Source organism: Mycolicibacterium smegmatis, from assembly GCF_001457595.1.
GTDB classification, from domain to species: Bacteria; Actinomycetota; Actinomycetes; order Mycobacteriales; family Mycobacteriaceae; genus Mycobacterium; species Mycobacterium smegmatis.
Map to the genome: position 1 here is coordinate 587523 of NZ_LN831039.1, position 19556 is coordinate 607078.

At 64.8% G+C, this 19556-nt stretch carries 26 protein-coding genes; 7 read left to right on the top strand and 19 right to left on the bottom strand.

Annotated elements, in window-relative coordinates; genetic code table 11:
- Positions 1–56: 56 nt before the first annotated feature.
- From AT701_RS02495 to crp, 10 genes are all read right to left on the bottom strand, one after another.
- Complete coding sequence (locus AT701_RS02495; protein WP_003891929.1) at positions 57–758, bottom strand: SDR family oxidoreductase; 702 nt, start codon at positions 756–758, stop codon at positions 57–59.
- Between the two features lie 222 nt (positions 759–980).
- Positions 981–2192: an acyl-CoA dehydrogenase family protein gene (locus tag AT701_RS02500; protein ID WP_011727016.1), complete on the bottom strand. Its 1212-nt coding sequence runs from the start codon at positions 2190–2192 to the stop codon at positions 981–983.
- 28 nt (positions 2193–2220) lie between these two features.
- The gene (locus AT701_RS02505; protein WP_011727017.1) at positions 2221–2838 is read right to left on the bottom strand and encodes a TetR/AcrR family transcriptional regulator; all 618 of its coding nucleotides are present in this window, start codon (positions 2836–2838) and stop codon (positions 2221–2223) included.
- A gap of 64 nt (positions 2839–2902) precedes the next feature.
- Complete coding sequence (locus tag AT701_RS02510) at positions 2903–3442, bottom strand: peptidoglycan recognition protein family protein (RefSeq protein ID WP_011727018.1); 540 nt, start codon at positions 3440–3442, stop codon at positions 2903–2905.
- 110 nt (positions 3443–3552) lie between these two features.
- The gene (locus AT701_RS02515; RefSeq protein WP_003891956.1) at positions 3553–4740 is read right to left on the bottom strand and encodes an MFS transporter; all 1188 of its coding nucleotides are present in this window, start codon (positions 4738–4740) and stop codon (positions 3553–3555) included.
- 62 nt (positions 4741–4802) lie between these two features.
- On the bottom strand, positions 4803–5441 hold the full coding sequence (locus AT701_RS02520; RefSeq protein ID WP_058125086.1) for a GntR family transcriptional regulator: 639 nt from the start codon (positions 5439–5441) through the stop codon (positions 4803–4805).
- Between the two features lie 58 nt (positions 5442–5499).
- Positions 5500–6066, bottom strand: a complete 567-nt coding sequence (locus AT701_RS02525; protein ID WP_058125087.1) for a type 1 glutamine amidotransferase domain-containing protein — start codon at positions 6064–6066, stop codon at positions 5500–5502.
- A gap of 71 nt (positions 6067–6137) precedes the next feature.
- Positions 6138–6566, bottom strand: a complete 429-nt coding sequence (locus tag AT701_RS02530) for a DUF5313 domain-containing protein (protein WP_003891959.1) — start codon at positions 6564–6566, stop codon at positions 6138–6140.
- Between the two features lie 14 nt (positions 6567–6580).
- Complete coding sequence (locus tag AT701_RS02535; RefSeq protein ID WP_058125088.1) at positions 6581–7072, bottom strand: MarR family winged helix-turn-helix transcriptional regulator; 492 nt, start codon at positions 7070–7072, stop codon at positions 6581–6583.
- 73 nt (positions 7073–7145) lie between these two features.
- On the bottom strand, positions 7146–7820 hold the full coding sequence (crp, locus tag AT701_RS02540; RefSeq protein ID WP_011727023.1) for a cAMP-activated global transcriptional regulator CRP: 675 nt from the start codon (positions 7818–7820) through the stop codon (positions 7146–7148).
- Between the two features lie 169 nt (positions 7821–7989).
- Here crp and AT701_RS02545 point away from each other — a divergent pair, with 169 nt between their 5' ends.
- The 3 genes from AT701_RS02545 to AT701_RS02555 all read left to right on the top strand — a co-directional run bounded on the left by AT701_RS02545 (position 7990) and on the right by AT701_RS02555 (position 9749).
- Complete coding sequence (locus AT701_RS02545; protein ID WP_058125089.1) at positions 7990–8613, top strand: FMN-binding negative transcriptional regulator; 624 nt, start codon at positions 7990–7992, stop codon at positions 8611–8613.
- Positions 8614–8688: 75 nt separating this feature from the next.
- Positions 8689–9048 (top strand): hypothetical protein, encoded by a 360-nt coding sequence (locus AT701_RS02550; RefSeq protein ID WP_223495288.1) that lies wholly within the window; start codon positions 8689–8691, stop codon positions 9046–9048.
- The gene (locus tag AT701_RS02555) at positions 9045–9749 is read left to right on the top strand and encodes a PAS and ANTAR domain-containing protein (protein WP_058127508.1); all 705 of its coding nucleotides are present in this window, start codon (positions 9045–9047) and stop codon (positions 9747–9749) included. Before AT701_RS02550 ends, AT701_RS02555 begins: the two co-directional genes overlap by 4 nt.
- Positions 9750–9764: 15 nt before the next feature.
- Here the strand turns inward: AT701_RS02555 and AT701_RS02560 are convergent, their stop codons facing one another.
- The 9 genes from AT701_RS02560 to AT701_RS02595 form a co-directional block, all read right to left on the bottom strand.
- The gene (locus tag AT701_RS02560; RefSeq protein WP_058125090.1) at positions 9765–10301 is read right to left on the bottom strand and encodes a nucleotidyl cyclase domain-containing protein; all 537 of its coding nucleotides are present in this window, start codon (positions 10299–10301) and stop codon (positions 9765–9767) included.
- 254 nt (positions 10302–10555) lie between these two features.
- Positions 10556–11074 (bottom strand): LppP/LprE family lipoprotein, encoded by a 519-nt coding sequence (locus tag AT701_RS36055; RefSeq protein ID WP_081319338.1) that lies wholly within the window; start codon positions 11072–11074, stop codon positions 10556–10558.
- Between the two features lie 35 nt (positions 11075–11109).
- On the bottom strand, positions 11110–11457 hold the full coding sequence (locus AT701_RS02565) for a hypothetical protein (protein ID WP_058125091.1): 348 nt from the start codon (positions 11455–11457) through the stop codon (positions 11110–11112).
- Positions 11458–11476: 19 nt separating this feature from the next.
- Positions 11477–12496, bottom strand: coding sequence for an LLM class flavin-dependent oxidoreductase (locus tag AT701_RS02570; protein WP_233032098.1), 1020 nt, complete (start codon positions 12494–12496; stop codon positions 11477–11479).
- Between the two features lie 20 nt (positions 12497–12516).
- Complete coding sequence (locus tag AT701_RS02575) at positions 12517–12717, bottom strand: tautomerase family protein (protein ID WP_058125093.1); 201 nt, start codon at positions 12715–12717, stop codon at positions 12517–12519.
- A 1-nt stretch (position 12718) separates the two neighbouring features.
- The gene (locus AT701_RS02580; protein ID WP_058125094.1) at positions 12719–14206 is read right to left on the bottom strand and encodes an aldehyde dehydrogenase; all 1488 of its coding nucleotides are present in this window, start codon (positions 14204–14206) and stop codon (positions 12719–12721) included.
- A complete protein-coding gene (locus tag AT701_RS02585) occupies positions 14199–14942 on the bottom strand; it encodes an alpha/beta fold hydrolase (RefSeq protein WP_058125095.1) in 744 nt (247 codons plus the stop codon). The genes AT701_RS02580 and AT701_RS02585 overlap by 8 nt, the downstream gene beginning before the upstream one ends.
- Before the next feature lie 2 nt (positions 14943–14944).
- Positions 14945–15496: an amino acid synthesis family protein gene (locus AT701_RS02590; RefSeq protein ID WP_058125096.1), complete on the bottom strand. Its 552-nt coding sequence runs from the start codon at positions 15494–15496 to the stop codon at positions 14945–14947.
- Positions 15493–16113, bottom strand: coding sequence for an amino acid synthesis family protein (locus tag AT701_RS02595; RefSeq protein ID WP_058125097.1), 621 nt, complete (start codon positions 16111–16113; stop codon positions 15493–15495). The genes AT701_RS02590 and AT701_RS02595 overlap by 4 nt, the downstream gene beginning before the upstream one ends.
- Positions 16114–16334: 221 nt before the next feature.
- Here AT701_RS02595 and AT701_RS02600 point away from each other — a divergent pair, with 221 nt between their 5' ends.
- The 4 genes from AT701_RS02600 to AT701_RS02615 are packed head-to-tail and all read left to right on the top strand — an operon-like array spanning position 16335 to position 19538.
- Positions 16335–17921 (top strand): BCCT family transporter, encoded by a 1587-nt coding sequence (locus AT701_RS02600; protein WP_058125098.1) that lies wholly within the window; start codon positions 16335–16337, stop codon positions 17919–17921.
- A gap of 14 nt (positions 17922–17935) precedes the next feature.
- Positions 17936–18364, top strand: coding sequence for an ester cyclase (locus AT701_RS02605; RefSeq protein WP_058125099.1), 429 nt, complete (start codon positions 17936–17938; stop codon positions 18362–18364).
- Entirely contained in the window at positions 18361–18858 is a 498-nt protein-coding gene (locus tag AT701_RS02610; RefSeq protein ID WP_058125100.1) for a flavin reductase family protein, read from the top strand. Before AT701_RS02605 ends, AT701_RS02610 begins: the two co-directional genes overlap by 4 nt.
- 20 nt (positions 18859–18878) lie before the next feature.
- Complete coding sequence (locus AT701_RS02615; RefSeq protein WP_223495290.1) at positions 18879–19538, top strand: GntR family transcriptional regulator; 660 nt, start codon at positions 18879–18881, stop codon at positions 19536–19538.
- Positions 19539–19556: the final 18 nt, after the last annotated feature.

Genomic DNA, 19556 nt, shown 5'->3' on the forward strand with positions numbered 1-19556 from the left:
AACGCCGGCGTTGCCGGCAGGTGGGGTTCTCGGACTACGCGAAGATCAGGCTGGGATCAGGCCGTCATGAGGTACTCGGCACGTCCGACGAAGACGATGCCCGAAGGCTTCGGCGCCGTTGCCGCGTGCACGACCGCCGAAGCGAACTCGGCTTCGGGCTCCCTGCGCTGCCACAGGTCGGCGATCGTCATCTCGTCGAGCATGGCGCCGGACACCACGGTGAAATGCACACCGTGGCGGTCGAACTCGGGCCGCATCGCATACAGCGCGGTCTCGCCTGCACGCTTGCTCGCCGCGATCGGGCCGTACCCCTTGGGCACCGCCTTGTGCGGAAAGAAATGCGCCTGATGGCTGGTGACGAACACGATGTGACCACCGGCGGGCATCAACGGCAACGCGAGACGGGCCAGCCGGCGCTGCGCATCGCGGTTGAGGCGCATGGCATGCCTCGGGTCGAGACCGACGCGGGGACCGCCGAGCGCGGTGAGAACCAGGGCGTCGAGCCGGCCGAACCGGCGACCGATGTCGTCGATCATCGCGGCCGTCGATGCCTCGTCGGCGATGTCGGCGCGGATCGTGGACGCCTGGCCGCCCGCGGCGCGGATGGTCTCAGCGATGCCTTCGGCGCGCTCGGCGTTGGCGCGGTAGTTGACGATGGAATGGGTACCGGAGGCAGCGAGCCGATGTGCGACCTCGGCGCCGATGCCCCGCGAGGCTCCGGTTATCAGGGCGACCCGTGCGGTGGTGTCCTGCTGCATATCGGGTTCCTTCCGTCACTGCCGATGCGGCCGTCGATCATGACCGCCATGAACGTCAATCGTACGCCTCTAATAAGAAAAATAAGAGTAACTTAAGGTCACGATAAGGCAAAGGAAGGTGCCCGGCCGGAGCTTTTCGCGTCGAAACTGTTGTTATCGGGCGTTCTTCTCGAGATTTCGCTCGATAACAACAGCCTCGCGAACGGATCGGATCTGCCGGCGCTACCGGATCGCGAGCCCGGTCAGGGCCCGGGAGATCACCAGTCGCTGGATCTCGCTGGTGCCCTCGAAGATCGTGAAGATCTTGGCGTCGCGGTGCATGCGCTCCACCGGGTAGTCGCGGGTGTAGCCGTTGCCGCCCAGGATCTGGATGGCCTCGTCGGTGACGTACACCGCGGTCTCGCTGGCCACGAGCTTGGCCATCGACCCCTCGGCGGAGTCGAACTGCTGGTTGTTGCGCGCCATCCACCCGGCCCGCCACACCAGCAGGCGCGCGGCGTCGATGCGGCTCTTCATGTCCGCGAGTTTGAATGCCACGGCCTGGAACTCACCGATCTTGCGGCCGAACTGCTCCCGCTGGCACGCGTAATCCAGCGCGTACTCGTAGGCCGCGCGCGCAACACCGACCGCCATCGCCCCGACCGTCGGTCGGGTGCGTTCGAACGTCTTCATCGCGGCGTGGCCGCCGGCTGATGCGCCGGACTTCACCCGCGCGATCCGCTCCTCGAACTTCTCCCGGCCGCCGAGGATCATGTCCTCGGGCAGGCGGACGTTGTCGAGGACCACCTCGGCGGTGTGGGAGGCGCGGATGCCGTGCTTCTTGAACTTCTGTCCCTGGACCAGGCCGTGGGTGCCCGGCGGGACGATGAAGGTCGCCTGGCCGCGCGAGCCCAGCTCGGGGTACACCGACGCCACCACGATGTGCACGTTGGCGATGCCGCCGTTGGTGGCCCAGGTCTTGGTGCCGTTGAGCACCCATTCGCGCGTGGCCTCGTCGAAGCGCGCGCGTGTGCGGATGGCGCCGACGTCGGACCCCGCATCCGGCTCCGAGGAACAGAACGCCCCGAGCTTCGGCTCGTCGGCCGTGCCGAACATCTCGGGGAGCCACTGGCCCAGCTGCTCGGGGGTGCCGTTGCCGGCCAGGGCCGCGGCCGCCAGACCCGTTCCCAGAATCGACAGCGCGATGCCTGCGTCGCCCCAGAACAGCTCCTCGAACACCGTGAGCATGCCGATGCCGGTGGGCTCGGCGGCCTGCTGGGCGAACAGCTCGGGGGAGTAGAGCCCGACCTTGGCCGCCTCCTGGATCACCGGCCACGGCGTCTCTTCCCGCTCATCCCATTCGGCCGCCGCAGGGCGCACGACCTCCGCGGCGAACTGGTGCACCCAGTCGCGCACCTCGATCACGTCGTCGCTCAGCTGAAGTGAGAACGTCACAGTATGCACTCCTGAAATCGGTTGTTGGTCAACGGTTGTCGGTCTGGTTGTCGGTCCGGTGCTGCTCGATGGCGGCGACGGTCTGGGCGACCCAGGCCTCGAAGAAACGGTCGTGGTCGACGTTGCCGGGGGTGCGTCCGTTCAGTGCGTGCAACGTGGCGACGTACGACAGCGACGCGATCGCCACGGCGGCGGTGGCCTCCGGGTCGGGGATTTCGGTGCGGCCGGCGCGGTTGGATGCGGCCAGTTCGTCGGCAAAGCGTTGGTAGGCGTTGTCGGTGATCACCTGCCAGGTCTTCTCGTCGAGGTCACCGAGTTCGTCGGGTTCACGCAGCATCACCCTCAGCAACTCTTCGCTCTGCGTCAGGTTCGTCCAGATCAGCTGACCCGCGCTGCGGACCGCGTCTTCGACGGTGCGCGGTTTCTCGGCGTCGTACTGCTCGCGCGCGGCCACGATGTTGTCGATGCGGTGCGTGATCGCGGCCTCCAGCAACTCGCGCTTGGAGCCGAAGTGCTTGTAGAGCGCACCCGATCCGGGGGCGAGGCCGGCCTGCTGCTGAATCTCGGCGACCGACGTCGCCGCATAGCCCTTCGCGGCGAACAGCTTCAACGCGGCGGCCATGAGACGGTCGCGGGCGGCGGACATGGTGAGAGAGTACTCACTCACCTCGGCGCGGCAATAACCGCCCCCGCAGCGGGCAGGCGGACGATCAGACCACGCGCGAATCAGAATGCGCGTGTGAACTGAGGTGCGCGACGATGTCGGCGCGCAGTTGGTCCATGCTCAGGCACGGATCGACCTTGCCGGTGTCCCACTCCTGGTGGCCGAGCACGTGCGAGGCGGACCGGTTGATGTGCCGCAGGATCGCTGCGCAGCAGCGGACGTAACTCAGGTACTGCTCCCGGGGGTACTTCTGACGGCGTCTCATTTCTGCGTGGATCCCGATGGTGCGGGTGTCGACGTCGTCGCGCGGCAGGTCGGGGTGATAGCCGGGGCCGGCATGATGGGCCACCCCCGCGGCCACCACCGCGACGGTGCCGTCGCGTCGTATCAGCACGTTCGACAACGGGCCTGGTCGCTCCCCGGTGCCCAGTGCGATGGCGTCCGTGGCGATGTCGTCACCTGCGGTGTTGTGGCACATGATGCCCCAGATGTCGTCGAAGTCGCCGTCACCGTTCGCGCGCCAGCCGTCGATCTCGTCGACGTCGAGTCCTTCGGCGCGAAGGGCGTCGGCAAGCCAGACCATCATTGTGAGCTCCCCGGAGCGAGTTCCACGAGGCCGCGTGGGACAGCGGCGACTTCATGCTCGCGGTGCGCGCCTTGAGCGGGCGTGAGTAGTGAGGTACCCGATTCGTCGGGTCACACCCTGGCCGTGACGGTCCTGGGCTCGAGGTGCTTGGACCAGCCCGATGCGCACAGTGCCGTGCATGCGGCCGCCAGCAGTCCGACGACGGTCAACATTGCCGGGTAGCTGAAGAAGCGGGCCAGCGCGGCGAGGATCGCGGGCAGGAGGAACCCGGCGTAGGCCAACGAGTAGTACACACCCGAGATGCCGGCGAGTTCGTCGGGTTCGGCGATGCGCTGGACCTCCAACAGCCCTGAGACGATGGCGATGCCGTATGCGCAGCCGAGCAGCATCGCCACCACCACCGCCATACCGATGGACCTCGTGACAGCGGTGGCCACCGCGGCGAAGACACCGAGGGCCATGAGAACCATCGAGACCACGACCGCTCGGGCACTCGAGTGGTCATCGAGGCGCCGTGCGATCGGCTGGACCGCGACGCCGCATCCGAGGGTCAACACGGTCAGGCCCGCGGTGTACAGCAGGGCCCAGTGCCCGAGCCGGTCGGCGACGAGCGCGGGCACGATCGCGTAGGCGATCGCCGCCGAACCGAAGATCCAGGGCGCCATCGGCATGACGACGCGGACGAAGCGCCGGTGCGCGGCCGCGGGGACACGCAGTCCCTCGATGACACCGACAGATGGCGTGCCGGAACGTGTTTCGATGGTGCGGTGCCGGATGGCCCACAGTGCGGGCAGGCACAGCCCGGCATGCACCAGGTAGGTCAACACCAGGGGGAGCGGGGCGTATTCGGTGAGCAGTCCTGCGCACAGCGGGCCCACGCCGAGACCGAGCGACAGGCAGATCGAGGCGCGTCGCGCGCCGCTTCCGGGCGCCGCGTCGTCGAACGGAGCTCTCGACAACTCGGTGATCCAGGCCGAGCCGACGGCCATCGCGATGCCAACCGCCGCACCACTGAGCAGACGGCCGGCGAAAAGCGCTGAGAATCCCCAGTATTCACCGATGGCGAGAATCACGCTGCCGAGCGCGGAACTCGCCACACCGAGTGCCATCACCGGACGCCTGCCGTAGCGGTCGGACAGGGTCGAGGCCACCAGCAGGCCGGGGATGAGGCCCAGGACGTAGGCGCCGAGCAGCACGTCGACGTCGACCCGGGTGTAGCCGGAGTGCTGTGTGTACGCGATGAGCAGCGGGGTGAACTGATTGCCGCCCCAACCGATGCAGAAGGCGGCCGCTGCCACCGCGACCCATGGGCGGAGCCGATGTGATCTGTGCTGTGTTTCGGATGGTGTTGCTGTGGCGGTCATTTCAAGGTAACCCGATAGGTCGCTTCCAGATGTGAGAGCAGGGCGGACTCGAACTCCTCGACATCGCGGCGCTCGATGGCCTCCGCGAGGCGGGCGTGTTCACCGATGAGGGCGGCAAGGCGGGCGCTGTCGGAGCGGGCGGCGTCGGCCATCATGCGTCGCTGCCGGTCGCTGAGCGATCCGTAGAACCGTTGGCCGATGGGGTTTCCCGCGACCTCGACGATGCGGCGGTGAAACGTGTCGTCGGCCACGGCGAACGCGTGGGCGTCGTTCGTCTCGGCGAGACGACGCTGCTGGTCGACGAGATCGTTGAGTTCGGTGAACAGCGAGTCGACGACGTCAGGGGTGCGGCACAACCGGCGTACGGCGGCGGTCTTGAGCGCCAGGCGCATCTCCAGGAGGTCGGTGCCCTCTTGCGGCGGGACGGGTACCACGACGGCGCCGCGTCGCGGCAGAAGTTCGAGCAGATCTTCGGCCGCCAACCGCAGGAATGCCTCGTGGACGGGGGTGCGGCTCAGGCCTAGTTCGCCTGCGACCTCGACCTCACTGAGCAGTTGGCCACCGCGGATGCCGCCGGACAGGATGCGGTCCTTGGTGGCCTGGTACGCGCGTTGACTGTTGCTGGTCGTGTCCACGTCGACCAGCGTAGCGCGCCTTGCATGCAAGTATGCATGCAAGGCGCTGTGGTGTCGGTTACTGCTGTGCCTGAGCCTGGGGTTGCTTGGCCAGGGCGTCGATCAGCGCCTTGTTGAAGGCCGGGATGTCCTTCGGGGAACGGCTGGTGATCAGGTTGCCGTCGACCACGACCTCCTCGTCCAGCACCGTGGCGCCGGCATTGCGCAGATCGGTGCGCAGGCTCGCGTAGGAGGTGAGGGTGCGGCCTTTGGCGACTCCGGCCTCGATGAGTGTCCACGGGCCGTGGCAGATCACCGCGACCGGACGGCCGGAGGTCACGAAGTCGTGGACGAACGCGACGGCCTTCGCATCAGACCGGAGCTTGTCGGCGTTCACGGTGCCCCCGGGGACCACCAGGGCGTCGAACTCGTCACCCTTGGCCTCGCTCACCAGGCGGTCGACGGTGTAGGTGCCCGCCGGTTCCAGGTCGTGGTCGCGGGCGTCGATCGAGCCGGTCTGCAGCGACAGCAACTCGGTGCGGGCACCGGCCTGTTCGAGCGCTTCACGCGGTTCGACCAGCTCGCGGCGTTCGACTCCGTCGGTGGCCAGGATGGCAACCTTCTTGCCGTCGAGTGCGTGGGTCATGGTGGGTCTCCCTCTGTGCGCGGAATGTAGGTCACCTGAGTGCCTACCCACTGCGAGGGATTCCTACCGGATCAGAAGGGACTGCTGTTGGACTGGAACTTCGCGGACTCCGGACGCGGTCCGAAGCGGCGGATGTAGTCCTCGTGGATGTGGGCCTGCTTCTTGTACCGGATCTCGTCGACCAGGTTCGGATCGAGGCCGTGCTGCGCCAGGCGGTGTCGGCGCCACACCTTGTTGAGGGCCAGCGCCATGAGCAGCGACCAGATGTAGATGGGCACCGTCATCTCGATGTGCACGTACAACGACGCGGGCAAAAGCCAGAATGGGGCCAGTACCAGTGCCGGCGGGATCGCCATCCGGATCATGTGGCGGCGGACGGCGCCGTGATCGGCCAGGTCATGGGCGACCCACTCGCGCATCGAGTCCGGCAACCGCCTGCCGTACGAATACGCGATGTACTGAAGCAGATTGGGGCGATCTTTTTTCCGTTCGGCGGCCATGATGATCCTTGTGTTCAGTGGTTGACACCGTTCGCGGCCAGCGCGGCGGTGTTGACCCGGGTCAAGACCCGGTGCAGTTCTTCCAGTTCGGCCATGTCCACGCCCAGTCGCTCGACGACCTTGGGAGGGATCTCCAGCGCTCGTTGACGCAGCGCGATCCCGGCCTCGGTGAGCCGGATGTCTGTGGCGCGTTCATCACCGACGCTACGCGTGCGGGTGATCAGGCCGAGCGCCTCAAGACGCTTCAGCATCGGCGACAGCGTCGCCGAGTCCAGTTGCAGGGTCGCGGCGATCTGCTTCACCGACAGCGGACCAACGCCGGCCGAGCTGATCTTGTGGTGGTCCCACAGCGCCAGCATGACCAGATATTGCGGGTGGGTGAGGCCCAGTGGCTCGAGCAGCGGCCGGTAGATCGACAGCACGGCCCGGTTGGTCACCGCCAACGCGAAGCACACCTGCCGCTCGAGGGCGAGGGGATCGACGTCGACGCTTGAGGGTGAGGCCACAACTAAAACGTACGCTAATAGTTAGGGCGCTAACAATGTACGTATCGTCACATCGCCTGGCAGGCGGATGCGATCAGTTCGCGCGCCGCGCGAGACGTTCGGTGTTGTCGATCAGGATGCTCTTGCCCTGCACGCGGATCCAGCCGCGCTGTGCGAAATCGGACAGCGCCTTGTTGACCGTCTCGCGGGACGAGCCGACCAGTTGGGCGATCTCCTCCTGGGTCAGCTCGTGGTCGACGCGCAGAGAGTTGCCCTCGCGCGTCCCGAAGCGTTGCGCGAGATGCAGCAGTTGTTTTGCGACGCGGCCTGGCACGTCGGTGAAGATGAGGTCGGACAGGTTGTCGTTGGTGCGCCGCAATCGCCGTGCCAGGACCCGCAGGAGTTGCTCGGCGATCTCGGGGCGGTCGGCGATCCAGTTCCGCAGCACCTTGCGGTGCATCATCACGGCCTGTACATCCGAGAGTGCGGTGACCGTCGAGGTCCGCGGACCGGGATCGAAGATCGCCAGCTCGCCGAACATGTCCGAGGGGCCCATCAGCGTGAGCAGGCTTTCGCGGCCGTCCACCGACTTGCGGCCGATCTTCACCTTCCCCGACGTGATGATGTACAGCGTCTCGCCGGGCTCACCCTCGGTGAAGACCACCTGGCCCCGACTGAACGACACCGGTTCCAACTGCTGGGCAAGTGCGGCCACCGCGCTGGGTTGCACCCCCTGGAAGATGCCAGCGCGCGCCAGCACTTCGTCCATACTTCGACCCCTGTATCCCGTCGGCGATCTTGTTACGGCGTTCACACTACAAGAGGTGTGTGTCACATAAGGCCGGCCAAATTTCGCCTACAGGAAACGCACTGCTCGCGCCGGTTCTCCTACTCCTGCCGGTCTCGTTAGGCTCGGGGCGAGTGATGGAGTGTGTCCCGTGTACCTACCCCCGAAGTTCGCGCTGAGCCCTGAGCGCGTCGACGCTGTCCTGGCCGAAGCGGGCTTTGCCCAGCTCGTCAGCCACACCACAGCGGGTCTGGTGGTGACGCCGCTGCCATTGCTCTACGACGCCGAGCGGCACGCGCTGCTGGGTCATGTCGCGAGGGCCAACGACCACTGGCGTGCGGCCGGGGCCGAATCGGTGGCGATCTTCACCGGACCGCAGGCCTACGTGTCACCCAGCTTCTATCCCACCAAGGCCGAGACCGGCAAGGTGGTGCCGACGTGGAACTACGAGGTGCTCAACGTCTACGGCACCCTCCGCGTCCACGACGACCCGGACTGGTTGCTCGATCTGGTCACCAAGCTGACCGACCGGCACGAGGCCGGGCGCGACCGGCCATGGCGGGTTGCCGATGCGCCGACGTCCTACACCCGAGCTCAACTCAACGGCATCGTCGGTGTCGAACTGCCCGTCGAGCGCGTCGAGGCGAAGGCGAAGATGTCGCAGAACCAACCTGCCCGTAACCGTGCCGGTGTGATCGCAGGACTCGCGGCGTCGCAATCCGCACTCGACGCCGAGGTTTCCGAACGCGTCGCCGCGTTCGATCCTGACCATTGACGATCGGTCCGCTCACCAGGTGTTACATCGTCCGACTCGCCACGCGATCACGACGACAGCTGTAACGTAACGGTTGTGGCAGCCTCGATGTGTGCCGTCTGCGGCACCTGGTTCACCGGGAGAGCGGACGCGGTGTACTGCTCGTCGGCGTGCAGACAGAAGGCGCACCGGGCTCGCATCGCTCATCGCGTCGCCGCGGTGAGCAGCAAGCGCAGCGACACCGATCGTGATGAGGTCAGGCGGCGTCCCGTCGCGATCCGGTCCGACATCGCGCAGTCGATCGCACGGGCGCGCGAGCAGGTGGCCGTGTCCCGCAGGCTGTGCCGCGACAGCGCAGAACGGTTGCAGCGGCTCGAAGACCTTCAACGCGAACTCGCCGAGCCTCGGGAGGTGTGGGCAACAACGCCGATGTCGTATGCGAAGTGGGCGCGATGACCGCCGCACCCGAGAACGACAACACTGCGGCCGCCGTACAGGCACTGACCGGCGGCACACCTCAACAGATGGGCTGGTTCCGCTTCTACTTCGCCGATCAACACTGGGAATGGTCCGCCGAGGTGCAGCGCATGCACGGCTACGAGCCGGGCACCGTCACGCCGACAACGGAACTCGTTCTGTCACACAAGCATCCCGACGACCGTGACCAGGTGGCCGCCGACATCAACGACATGATGACCGGGCGGCGGGCCTTCGGCAGGAGACACCGGATCATCGACACCAGCGGTACGGTGCGTCAGGTGATCGTCGTCAGCGATCAACTCCACGGCCTCGACGGCGACGTGATCGGCATCCGCGGCTTCTACATCGACGTGACGCCGCCCAGAAGCCGGCAGGAAGACGCGGTCATCACCGCCGAGGTTGCCAAGATCACCGAGCGGCGTGCGGTGATCGAACAGGTCAAAGGCATGCTGATGCTGATCTACGGCATCGATGAGGACGCGGCCTTCGACCTGCTGAAGTGGCTGTCGCAGGAGAACAACGTCAAGTTGCGCGTCCTGGCCGAGCAGGTGGCGAAGGATTTCACCGCGCTCGGGGACACCGGTGTGCTGTCGCGGTCGAAGTTCGACCAGCTTCTGTTGACCGCCGCGCGACGTGCCGTCAGTTCCGACGACGATTCGATGTCGACGTCGGCGTAGTTGTCACGCCGTTTACTAGGTGCTCGAAAGATGCTGTGCGTCAGTTGTATTCGGCGTGTCGTGGGCGACCTGGGTGCGCAGCCCGGGGTGGTCGAGCTGGTACACCGGTTCGTGCCTCACCCGGTCGCGCAGTGGGGTGAGTGCTGCATGGGCGGGCATGCGGTCAGAGACCAGCGCGGCCGCGGCGGCCGAGATCAGGGTCTGGCCTCCACGAGCGATATCGCGCAGGCGCGCGGCGCCGTCCGAGTCGACCGAGTCGGTGTGCTCGACGGTGTGCACTCCGATGCACAACGCGAAGGGTTCCAGCGGGGCAAGCTGCAGATCCAGTGCGCACGTCACGGCATCGGAGGCACGGTCGAACGCGACCACGAAGCTGTCTGAGGCATCGACCTGCACCACGCCCTCATTGAGTGCGGTCAGATGAGACATCGATGCGCGCAACCAGGGGATCGCCGCGATGGTTTGATCAAGCTCGGATTGCCACAGTTCTTCGGCTCGATCGACGCGCGCCATGAGCAACGTCTTGGTTCCGGTTGACAGCTTCTCGGTCACACATCGCTCCAGTCAGTGTCGTACGATCCATCGGTTCAGAACGCACGCTGCAGATATCAGCGTAACCACCTGTTTCTGGGTGTGCCGCCGATGATTCACCTGGTAGCCGATCCGTCAAGCGCCGTGAGAAATAGTCCGTTGCTGAGGTCGCGGTTTCGCGAACATGGCGGGTTGAACGCGCATCAGCCGGCGAGGAGTTGATTAGCTGGTTCACTATGCCCGTCGTAGCTCGAGATTCATGTTGGGACGGGGAATCAGCCGGGAGGCAGAGGATCGAGGCGATGCACACCTCCAGTGGACGGCTGATCTTCGCGCCACTGGTACCGAACTGTCCGATGAGTGCCGTCTGCGCAGGCATTGCAACTACCGGGAATCTTGTACCTGAGAGACACGGTGTCGTCACGGGTGCCGGAAGCATCGAACGACGTGAAACCCCGAGGAGTCGGCGTCGCCGGGCCCACACATGCACCACGATGGAACAGCATTGCCACACTCGGCGAACTACCCGTCGCGCGGTCGATCGGCGCGATGACAACGGATAGCGTCGCGCAGGGGTCGAAGTTGCCTTCGAACGAGCCGGGGTCCCGACTCCACTCGGCGTCCGGAAACGGAGACGGTTGCGCGGCGAGGGCCGACTGAATCACCGGCGACGCAAGGTCTACACCGCAGCTGTCCTGCGGAGTCGCATGCGCTGGACTCGGAAAACCCAAACTGGCCAGTGCGAGAACCGCACTGGCGCCAGAAATCAAATAGCGGAAGGAGTTTGTCGGCATGTCACTTGAACATAAGCCATACCGAAGGCAACCGCCTATCGCAGCTGGCGCGCAGAAAGGCCAGGAACCAGTTCTTCGAGCATCAGATCAGCTACCGGGCTGTCGGTCAGGGGTTTGAGGACCACCCCGTCGGCGATACCGAGGCGTTGCACGTCAGCGATTAGTCCGGCTAGCCCGCGCGGAGTGCCGACATAGCGAAGCCCGCCGCGCTTCGGCGCATTCTCGAGCGCGTCGAACGCGGACCGCGTGTCGCGGTCGATCAGCACTTCGATGTCGAGCAATATCGGAATGGTCGGGCTTGCGGCCCGGTGCCGTGCGCTGCGGCGCTGAGCATCCATCAGGTCGGTCGCGGTGATTCGAAATCCATCAGCTACGTCGTTCACGATGACTCCTTGTCGGAATTCATTGGAACGCTGGAACGACCTCTTTGATGAAGATTTCCAGCGACTTTCGCTTCTCGTCGTGCGGCAGGCTGTTGTCGCACCAGAAGCTGAACTCATCGACACCTAGTTCGGCGTAGAACCGCAGCCGCTCGATGACTTCCTCAGGCGTACCGATCATTGCCGTGCGGTGCAACGATTCGAGTTCGAATTCGGGACGCTCGGAGAACTTGGATTCCGGACTGGGAGCCAGGAATCCGTCCACCGGAGTGGTCTTGTTGCCGAACCAGGCATCGAACGTGCGGTAGAACTTCGATATCGCCGCCGCGGCCGGACGCCATCCATCGGGATCTTCGGGCGCATGAATATGAGTGTGACGCAACACCATCAGCTTCGGACGAGGTACCTCGGGGTGGTTCCCGACCGCAGTATCGAATTTGCGCTTGAGATCGACCACCTCTGTGTCGCCCTTCATCAAGGGCGTGACCATCACGTTGCAGCCCTCGGTGACAGCGAAATCGTGAGAATCGGGATCGCGCGCGGCGATCCACATCGGCGGCGTCGGTTGCTGAATCGGTTTCGGCACACTCGTTGCCGTGGGGAACTGCCAGATCTCGCCATCGTGGGCATAGTCGCCCTGCCAGAGTTTGCGTACTGCGGGCACCAGCTCACGCAGGTGCTTGCCGCCGTCGGTGGCCGACAGGCCAGGAGCCATCCGGTCGAACTCGATCTGGTACGCACCACGTGCCAGCCCGACCTCCATGCGACCGTTGCTGATCACGTCGAGCAGCGCACACTCACCGGCAGCGCGGATCGGATTCCAGAACGGTGCAATGATGGTGCCTGCGCCGAGACGGATCGTGGTGGTTCGCGCGGCCAGGTAGGCCAGCAACGGCATCGGGCTTGGTGAGATCGTGTACTCCATGGCATGGTGCTCGCCGATCCACACCGTCGAAAAGCCGCCTGCTTCTGCCATCAGTGCCAGTTCGGTGAGATTCTCGAACAGTTGCCGGTGAGTGACCGACTTGTCCCAGCGTTCCATGTGGGCGAACAACGAAAACTTCATGACTGCTGGTCCTTCATCTCCGCGATGGTGACATCACCGGTGGTCCAATGGGTTTGGGGAACTTCGTGGACGATGACACGAATATGCTGCGGATGGGTGTCCACCGTTCTCAGCACCGCTGCGTGTACTTCGTGCATCATGGCGCGGATCTGATCAGGTGAACGACCCGCGGCAAGAGTGACCTGGATTAGTGGCATCTCAGCTCCGCATCACGAACGGGTCGGGGACTGGGCCCTCGTCGGTGTTGATCCACACGCTCTTCAGGCGCGTGTATTCCTTGATGGTCTCGGTGCCGTGCTCGACTCCTACCCCGCTGCTCTTGAACCCCTGTCGCGGCGACATCGGCGACATCGCACGGTAGGTGTTGACCCAAACGGTCCCGGCGTCCAGGTGTGCGGCCATTCGGTGCGCACGAGCGAGATTCGACGTCCACACGCCGGCGGCGAGTCCGTACCGGGTGTCGTTGGCCAGCGCCACCACTTCGTCCTCGGTGTCGAACGGCATGATCGCGGCGACCGGGCCAAAGATTTCTTCGCGGACGACTTGCATCTGGTTGTGAACGTCGATGAGCACCGTGGGTTCGTAAAAGAAGCCACCGAGACCGGCGTCGGTGGCCTTGCCGCCGGTGAGCACACGTGCGCCCTCGGAACGGCCGAGGTCGACGTAGGACGCCACCTTGTTTCGCTGGTCTTCGAAGGCGAGCGGCCCGAGTTCGGTGTCATCGAGCAGCGGGTCTCCCATGCGGATGCTGCCGGCGCGGTCCGCGACACGTTCGAGCAGTTCGTCATAGATCGCCCGCTGGGCGAACACACGGCTACCTGCTATGCAGGTCTGGCCCGCCGCGGCGAAGATACCCGCCACCACACCGGTGGCGGCGTTGGCGACGTTGGCGTCGTCGAACACGATGTTGGGCGATTTGCCGCCGAGCTCCAGTGTGGATCCGATGAACCGGCCTGCCGCGGCCGAGGCGATGCTGGCTCCGGTCGCGGTGCTGCCTGTGAACGAGATCTTCGCCAGCACAGGGTGATCCACGAGCGCCTGGCCGGCCTCCGCACCGAAGCCGGTGACCACGTTCACCGCCCCGGGGGGAAAGCCTGCTTCGATCACGAGTTCTGCGAGGGTCAGCACGGTTGCCGAGGTGTGCTCAGATGGCTTGACCACGACAGTGTTTCCTGCACACAACGCCGGTGCCAGCTTGCTGGTGGTGAGCGTCAACGGCGAATTCCACGGGGTGATGGCGCCGACCACGCCCAGCGGCTCACGCATCGTGTAGTTGAGCACCCGCCGATCCGAGGTCGGGATGACATCACCCTGGATCTTGTCGGCAAGACCGGCGTAATAGTAGTAATACTCGGGCAGAGTGGCGAGTTGGCCCCGCATCTCGCGCAGCAGCTTGCCGTTGTCGAGAGATTCGGAACGGGCGAGTTCCTCGGCGTGCTCTCCGACGAGGTCGCCGAGACGACGTAGCAGACGGCCCCGCTTGGTCTGGCTGAGGTCACGCCACCGAGGGTCGTTGAATGCCGCGGCGGCCGCGGTGACCGCAGCGTCCACGTCGGCGGCGTTGCCGCGAGCGGCCCGGTAGAGCACCTCACGGGTGGCAGGGTTGGTGCTCTCGAAATGCTCGCCTGACGACGGCGCGACGGGCTTGCCGTCGATGAAGTGCTGCAAAGTGCGCAGATCAGACATGGATGTCGCCTCCTATGACTGTGCCGAGGAATGCGGTGATGGTGTCGGCTAGTTCACGTGGACACTGAACCGGAAGCATGTGGCGCGCACCGGGAATGATGTGCATGCGGCAGTGTGGTATCGCCGTGGCGAGCCGCCGCGACATCTCCGGTGTCGAGCCGGGATCGTCCGAACCGGTTACCGCCAGGGCGGGAACGGTTATGCGTTCGAGAAGTGGTGCGATCTCGGCATCGGCGGTGGCGAACACCCGATAGCAGTTCAGGAAGCTGTCCGGGTCGATGGCCAGGAGCATGGCCTCTGTGCGGGCGACCTGATCGAGGGCGACGGAGGTACCGTCGTACCAACGCCTCAGAGAGGCAACTGAACTCGCGCGGATGTCGGTCGCTGCGGTATCGAGCCGGGTCAGGACTTGAGCGCGTTCCTCCGGAGTGCGCCGACATACCGAGGCCACCGACGTCAGCGAGGCCACCAGCTCCGGACGATGTATCGCCAGGTGCTGCGCGACCAGCGCGCCCAAAGAGAACCCCACGAGATGTGATCCGGCCGGAATCGCACTGGCCATCCCGTCGGCCAGGTCGGCGAGCGTCACGCCGGGCGGGGCGGGTGGCCGCTTGCCGTGGCCTGGCAGATCGGGAGCGATGACCTCGAACCGGTCGGCCAGGAGTGCTGCCACCGTGTCCCACACGGAGTGATCGAGCCCCACACCGTGCAAAAGGACGAGCGTCGGCCTGGACATGTCTACTTCTCGCTGCTCAGCGGGGCCAGGCGTTGCTGGGGCCGTCCCTGTGACGCGGCGGCCAATGCGATGACGATCTCGCCGGCGTGCGGGGCGTCGGCGATACGTGCCTCCACGGTCTGGTGGTGCGATCGGATGGTGGCGTCAGTGATGTGTTTGAGCGGGATGTCGAAGATGATTCCTGCTGGTCCACGCTTTTCGACGGCGGGTAGCAGCGTGGTGGCGTTGGCGGCCTTGCGGAAATGGTCACCGAACTTCAAGGTGTGGATGAGCCCGGATCCGTGCTCGATCTCGCCGTCCAATCCGACGATCGCTGCCTTGCCGTAAGCCTCGGCGGGTTCCTCGAGTGCATCCAGCACCAGCGGAGCCAGCAGAGCACCTAGATCCGATGCGGTGGCATCGATCCCCGGCGTCAGATCTTCGACAAAACCCTGACCAGCCCACGGATTTTCGATCACCGCTGCCACGACAGCGACACGTGCCGGTGGATTGACCTCCCGATCACCCTCGGTGCGGATCTCTTCGACGATGGTGACGATTTTGCGGAGCTTCATGACAGGACACTCTCCAGACTCTTGATGGTGACTGCGGGGTCGGTGGTGCGGTCTCCGATGCGGGGATGGGGGCGGGGGCCGCTCGACCCCGCCGCAACGATGACGAGCTCATCGGGTCGCGGGGCATCGGACACCCGCGTACTGACCGTTTGATAGTGACTGCGAGTTGCGGCATGGGTCTTGTGCCACAGCGGGATCACGAGCGGGTCACCTGCTTCGGCGCGGGCATCGGCGAAACAGAGGATGGAGGTGCCATCGAGATATTCGCGCATCACATTGCCGAAGTACGGGGTGTGGATCAGCGCTGCCCCATGTTCGATCTCGCCGCCGCATCCGACGATGGCCGCCTTCCCGAACGCCTCGACAGCGTCGACGCCACCAAGAGCGCTCTGCAGGCGATCGGTGAGCAGGAGCGCAAGTGCCGGTGCGATGCGGGCGACCTCGTCTGACAGTTCGTGTGTCGGCGGCGTGCCAACCCATGGGTTGCGCAACACCGCGGCGACGCTGGCTTGCAGTGTGCGCCGGGCGGGCTGTTGACCGCCTTCGGTGATGACTGTCTCGCGGTAAACGACGACCTTCCGGAGTCCAATTCCCTCACCACGGAGGCTCTGTTGCATGCCACAGACCATAGTTCGTAGTCGATGTGGCGGTCAAGAAACGATGATGTCGAATACGGTACTGACCAAAAAGGCTATGAGATATACGCAGGTAACAAGCGTGTAATGCGACACTTGCTCAGTGCGGCGGAGCGACTTCTCGCCAGCCGTTGACACTCTGTTGTGGCTGCGCTTACATTCTGTTGTATGCCAGAACCGATAGGCGCTCCCTGGAGAATCGCATGACCAGTGACCTTGGCACCGCACCCGTCGCAGCCACCGCCTTTGAAAAACCGGATCGCTCGACCGGGAGGCTCGGATCCGTGTTCTGGACGTCGGTGGCCATCTCGGCCGTCTTCGTCGCATGGGCGGTGCTGTTCACCGAAAATCTCAACAAGGTCACGTCGGCATCGCTGAATTGGGTGACCGGCAGCTTCGGCTGGCTCTACCTCGTGATCACGCTGGGCATCCTGGTCTTCCTGGTCTTCTTGGCCTTCAGCCCCTACGGGAACACCAGGCTCGGCAAGGACACCGACCGGCCGGAGTTCAAGACCGTCACCTGGCTGGCGATGATCCTCAGCGCCGTGATGGGAATCGGATTGGTCTCATACGGTGTCGCTGAACCGATCTCGCATCTCAGCGCGCCGCCACACGGACTCGCCGAACCCGGCACACCGCAAGCCGCCGTGCGCGCGATGCAGTACTCCTACTTCGACTGGGGGCTGCACGCCTGGGCGGTTTTCGCCGTCTTCGGCCTGGCCATCGCGTATTCCACCTATCGCGTGGGCCGGCGCATGCTGGTCAGTCAACTGTTCGTGCCGCTGCTCGGGGACCGGGTCAACGGCCCGATCGGAAAGCTCATCGACGTGCTTGCGGTGTTCGCCACGCTTTTCGGCACGACGACCTCATTGGGGCTTGGCGCTCTTCAGATCAACAACGGCCTTTTCTCGATGTTCGGCATCCCCGTCAACAGCATCAGTCAGGTCGTCATCATCGCGGCCGTCACCGCGATCTTCACGATGTCCGCAGTCACCGGGGTGAGTAGGGGAATCAAGCTCCTCAGCCAGGGAAGCACGGTGTTGGCCGTTGCGCTGTTCCTGTTCATGCTCGCGGCGGGACCGACCGTCTTCGTCGTCAATCTGTACATCGAATCACTCGGCACCTGGGCGACTGACTTCTTCCGAATGAGTCTGCAGGGCACAGCGTTCGGTGACCTCCAATGGATGCAGTGGTGGACTTACTTCATGCTGGCCTGGTGGGTCGCGTGGGCCGCCTTTGTGGGAGTGTTCCTGGCCCGGATCTCGAGAGGCCGCACAATCCGCGGGTTCGTGGTCGGTGTCCTGGTCGTGCCTAGCGTGGTCTTCTTCACCTGGTTTACTGTGTTCGGCGGAACCGCAATACATGTCGACATGTACGAGGGTGGCGACATCGCCGAACAGACTGCCGCGGACATCAACAGCGCGTTCTTCGCGACGCTGGATCACTTCCCGTTGGCCTCGGTCACTTCGGTGGTGGCGATCCTGCTCGTGCTGATCTTCTTCATCTCCGGTGCCGACGCCAACACCTTCGTCCTCGGGATGATGACCAGCGGCGGCGCTCTGGCGCCGCGCCGCAGTGTGCTCATCCTCTGGGGTGTGCTCACAGGGGTCACGGCCATCGTGCTGATGTTCGCCGACGGCCTCGATGCACTGCAGAACACGGTGATCGTCGCGTCCCTGCCCTTCCTGATCATCATCGCCTGCCTGGCCGTGTCGTTCTGGAAGGACCTGATCGCCGACCAGCGGCGCACGACGCCACAAGCACCGATCGTTGACCTCATTGACGATTGACCGAAAGGAACCCCATGAGTGACAACGAGACTCGTCGGAAGCGCATCTCCTCCGCATGGGGCGCCGCGTGGGATACCGGCGACGTCGATGCACTCGACGACCTCCTCTCCGAGTCGTACCAGCGGATCAGCGGCACGGGGAGCACGCAGAACCGCGACGAGTTCAAATCCTCGATCACCGCGACCCGTTCGGCATTCCCTGATCTCGCCACCGTCGTCGACGAAGTGGTGGTGGAAGGCGACCGCGCGGCCATCCGCTGGCACAGCACCGGCAGCCACGAACACTCCTTTCTCGGGGTGCCCGCCACCAAACGTGAGGTCACTGTCAGCGGCGCAACCTTCGCGCGGTTCGACAACGACCGCATCGTCGAAGAACACGTCACCTGGGACCCCCGCGCGCTGTTGACCGCGCTCGGAATCATCGCGATCGGGCAGGACCGATGATCGAGGTGCCGACGCCCGGTATGGACCTGATGAAGCAGGTCAACCGGCAGTTCGTCACCGGTGTTACCGTGGTCACCGCACTCGACGGTGACGCCCCGCGAGGCCTTGCGGTGAACGCGTACGCCAGTGTCTCGCTGGAACCGCCGACGGTCATGGTCGCGGTGCAGCACACGTCGGCGACCCACGCGTGCCTGTTTCGCTCCGACCATCTGGCAATCAACATCCTCTCTGCGGATCAACTCGACGTCGTGGGGCGGTTTGCATCGAAGTCCGAGGACAAGTTCGCCGGATTACGCTGGTCACCGGGTCCCTTCGGCAGCCCGCTGATCGACCGCAGTGCCGCGGCAATGGAAGCCGAGATTCGCGAGAGGCTGCAGGCCAGCACGCACACAGTGTTCATGTGCCGCGTGGTCCACGCCGAGACATCAGGGCGAAGTCCGATGGTGTACAGCGACGGTAAGTTCTTCGACGGCGGCAATCTGGCCCCGCTGTGAGAGTTGACGAGGGAGCGGCAGTGACCAGCAAGAACGGCTCGATCCAGGGTCGGCTGATCGAAGAGATCCGGCGGCGCATCATCTCGGGAGAGATCAAGCCAGGCGTCAACATCTCCGAGCTGGCGATCGCCGAGGAGTTCGGCGTCTCTCGCACACCGGTGCGTGAGACGTTCAAGCAGCTGCAGACCGAGGGGCTCATCGAGATCCGGCCCAGAGTAGGAACGTTCGTCACCACTCCGTCGCGCCGTGAGATCACCGAGCTGTTCCAGATGAAGGAACTCCTGGAGGGGGCCGCGGCGCGATTGCTAGCGCAACGGGGGCGCGTACCGGAAATCGACAAGCTCGAGGAAAACCTCCGGCAGGCCGACGATGCTGTCGCGCGGGATGACCGCGTCCGTTACGCGGAATTGGTCGAGGAGTTCCACAACCTGCTCATCATGGGTGCCGACAACAACAAGCTGGAAGCCCACTACCGCATGCTGATGAATCAACTGGCCTATGCACGGCTGGTGCACACCTCGCTGAGCCAGCCGGGCCGGCCGCTGCAATCAGACCGCGAACATCACGTCGTGCTCGATCTCATCATCGCGAAGGATGGTGACAGTGCCGAACGGGTGATGCGCGAACATGTCCGGGCCAGCAGGCAGGCGCTGATGGCCGGCCTCGAACTGGACCTCTGATCGCACCTCCGAAACTTG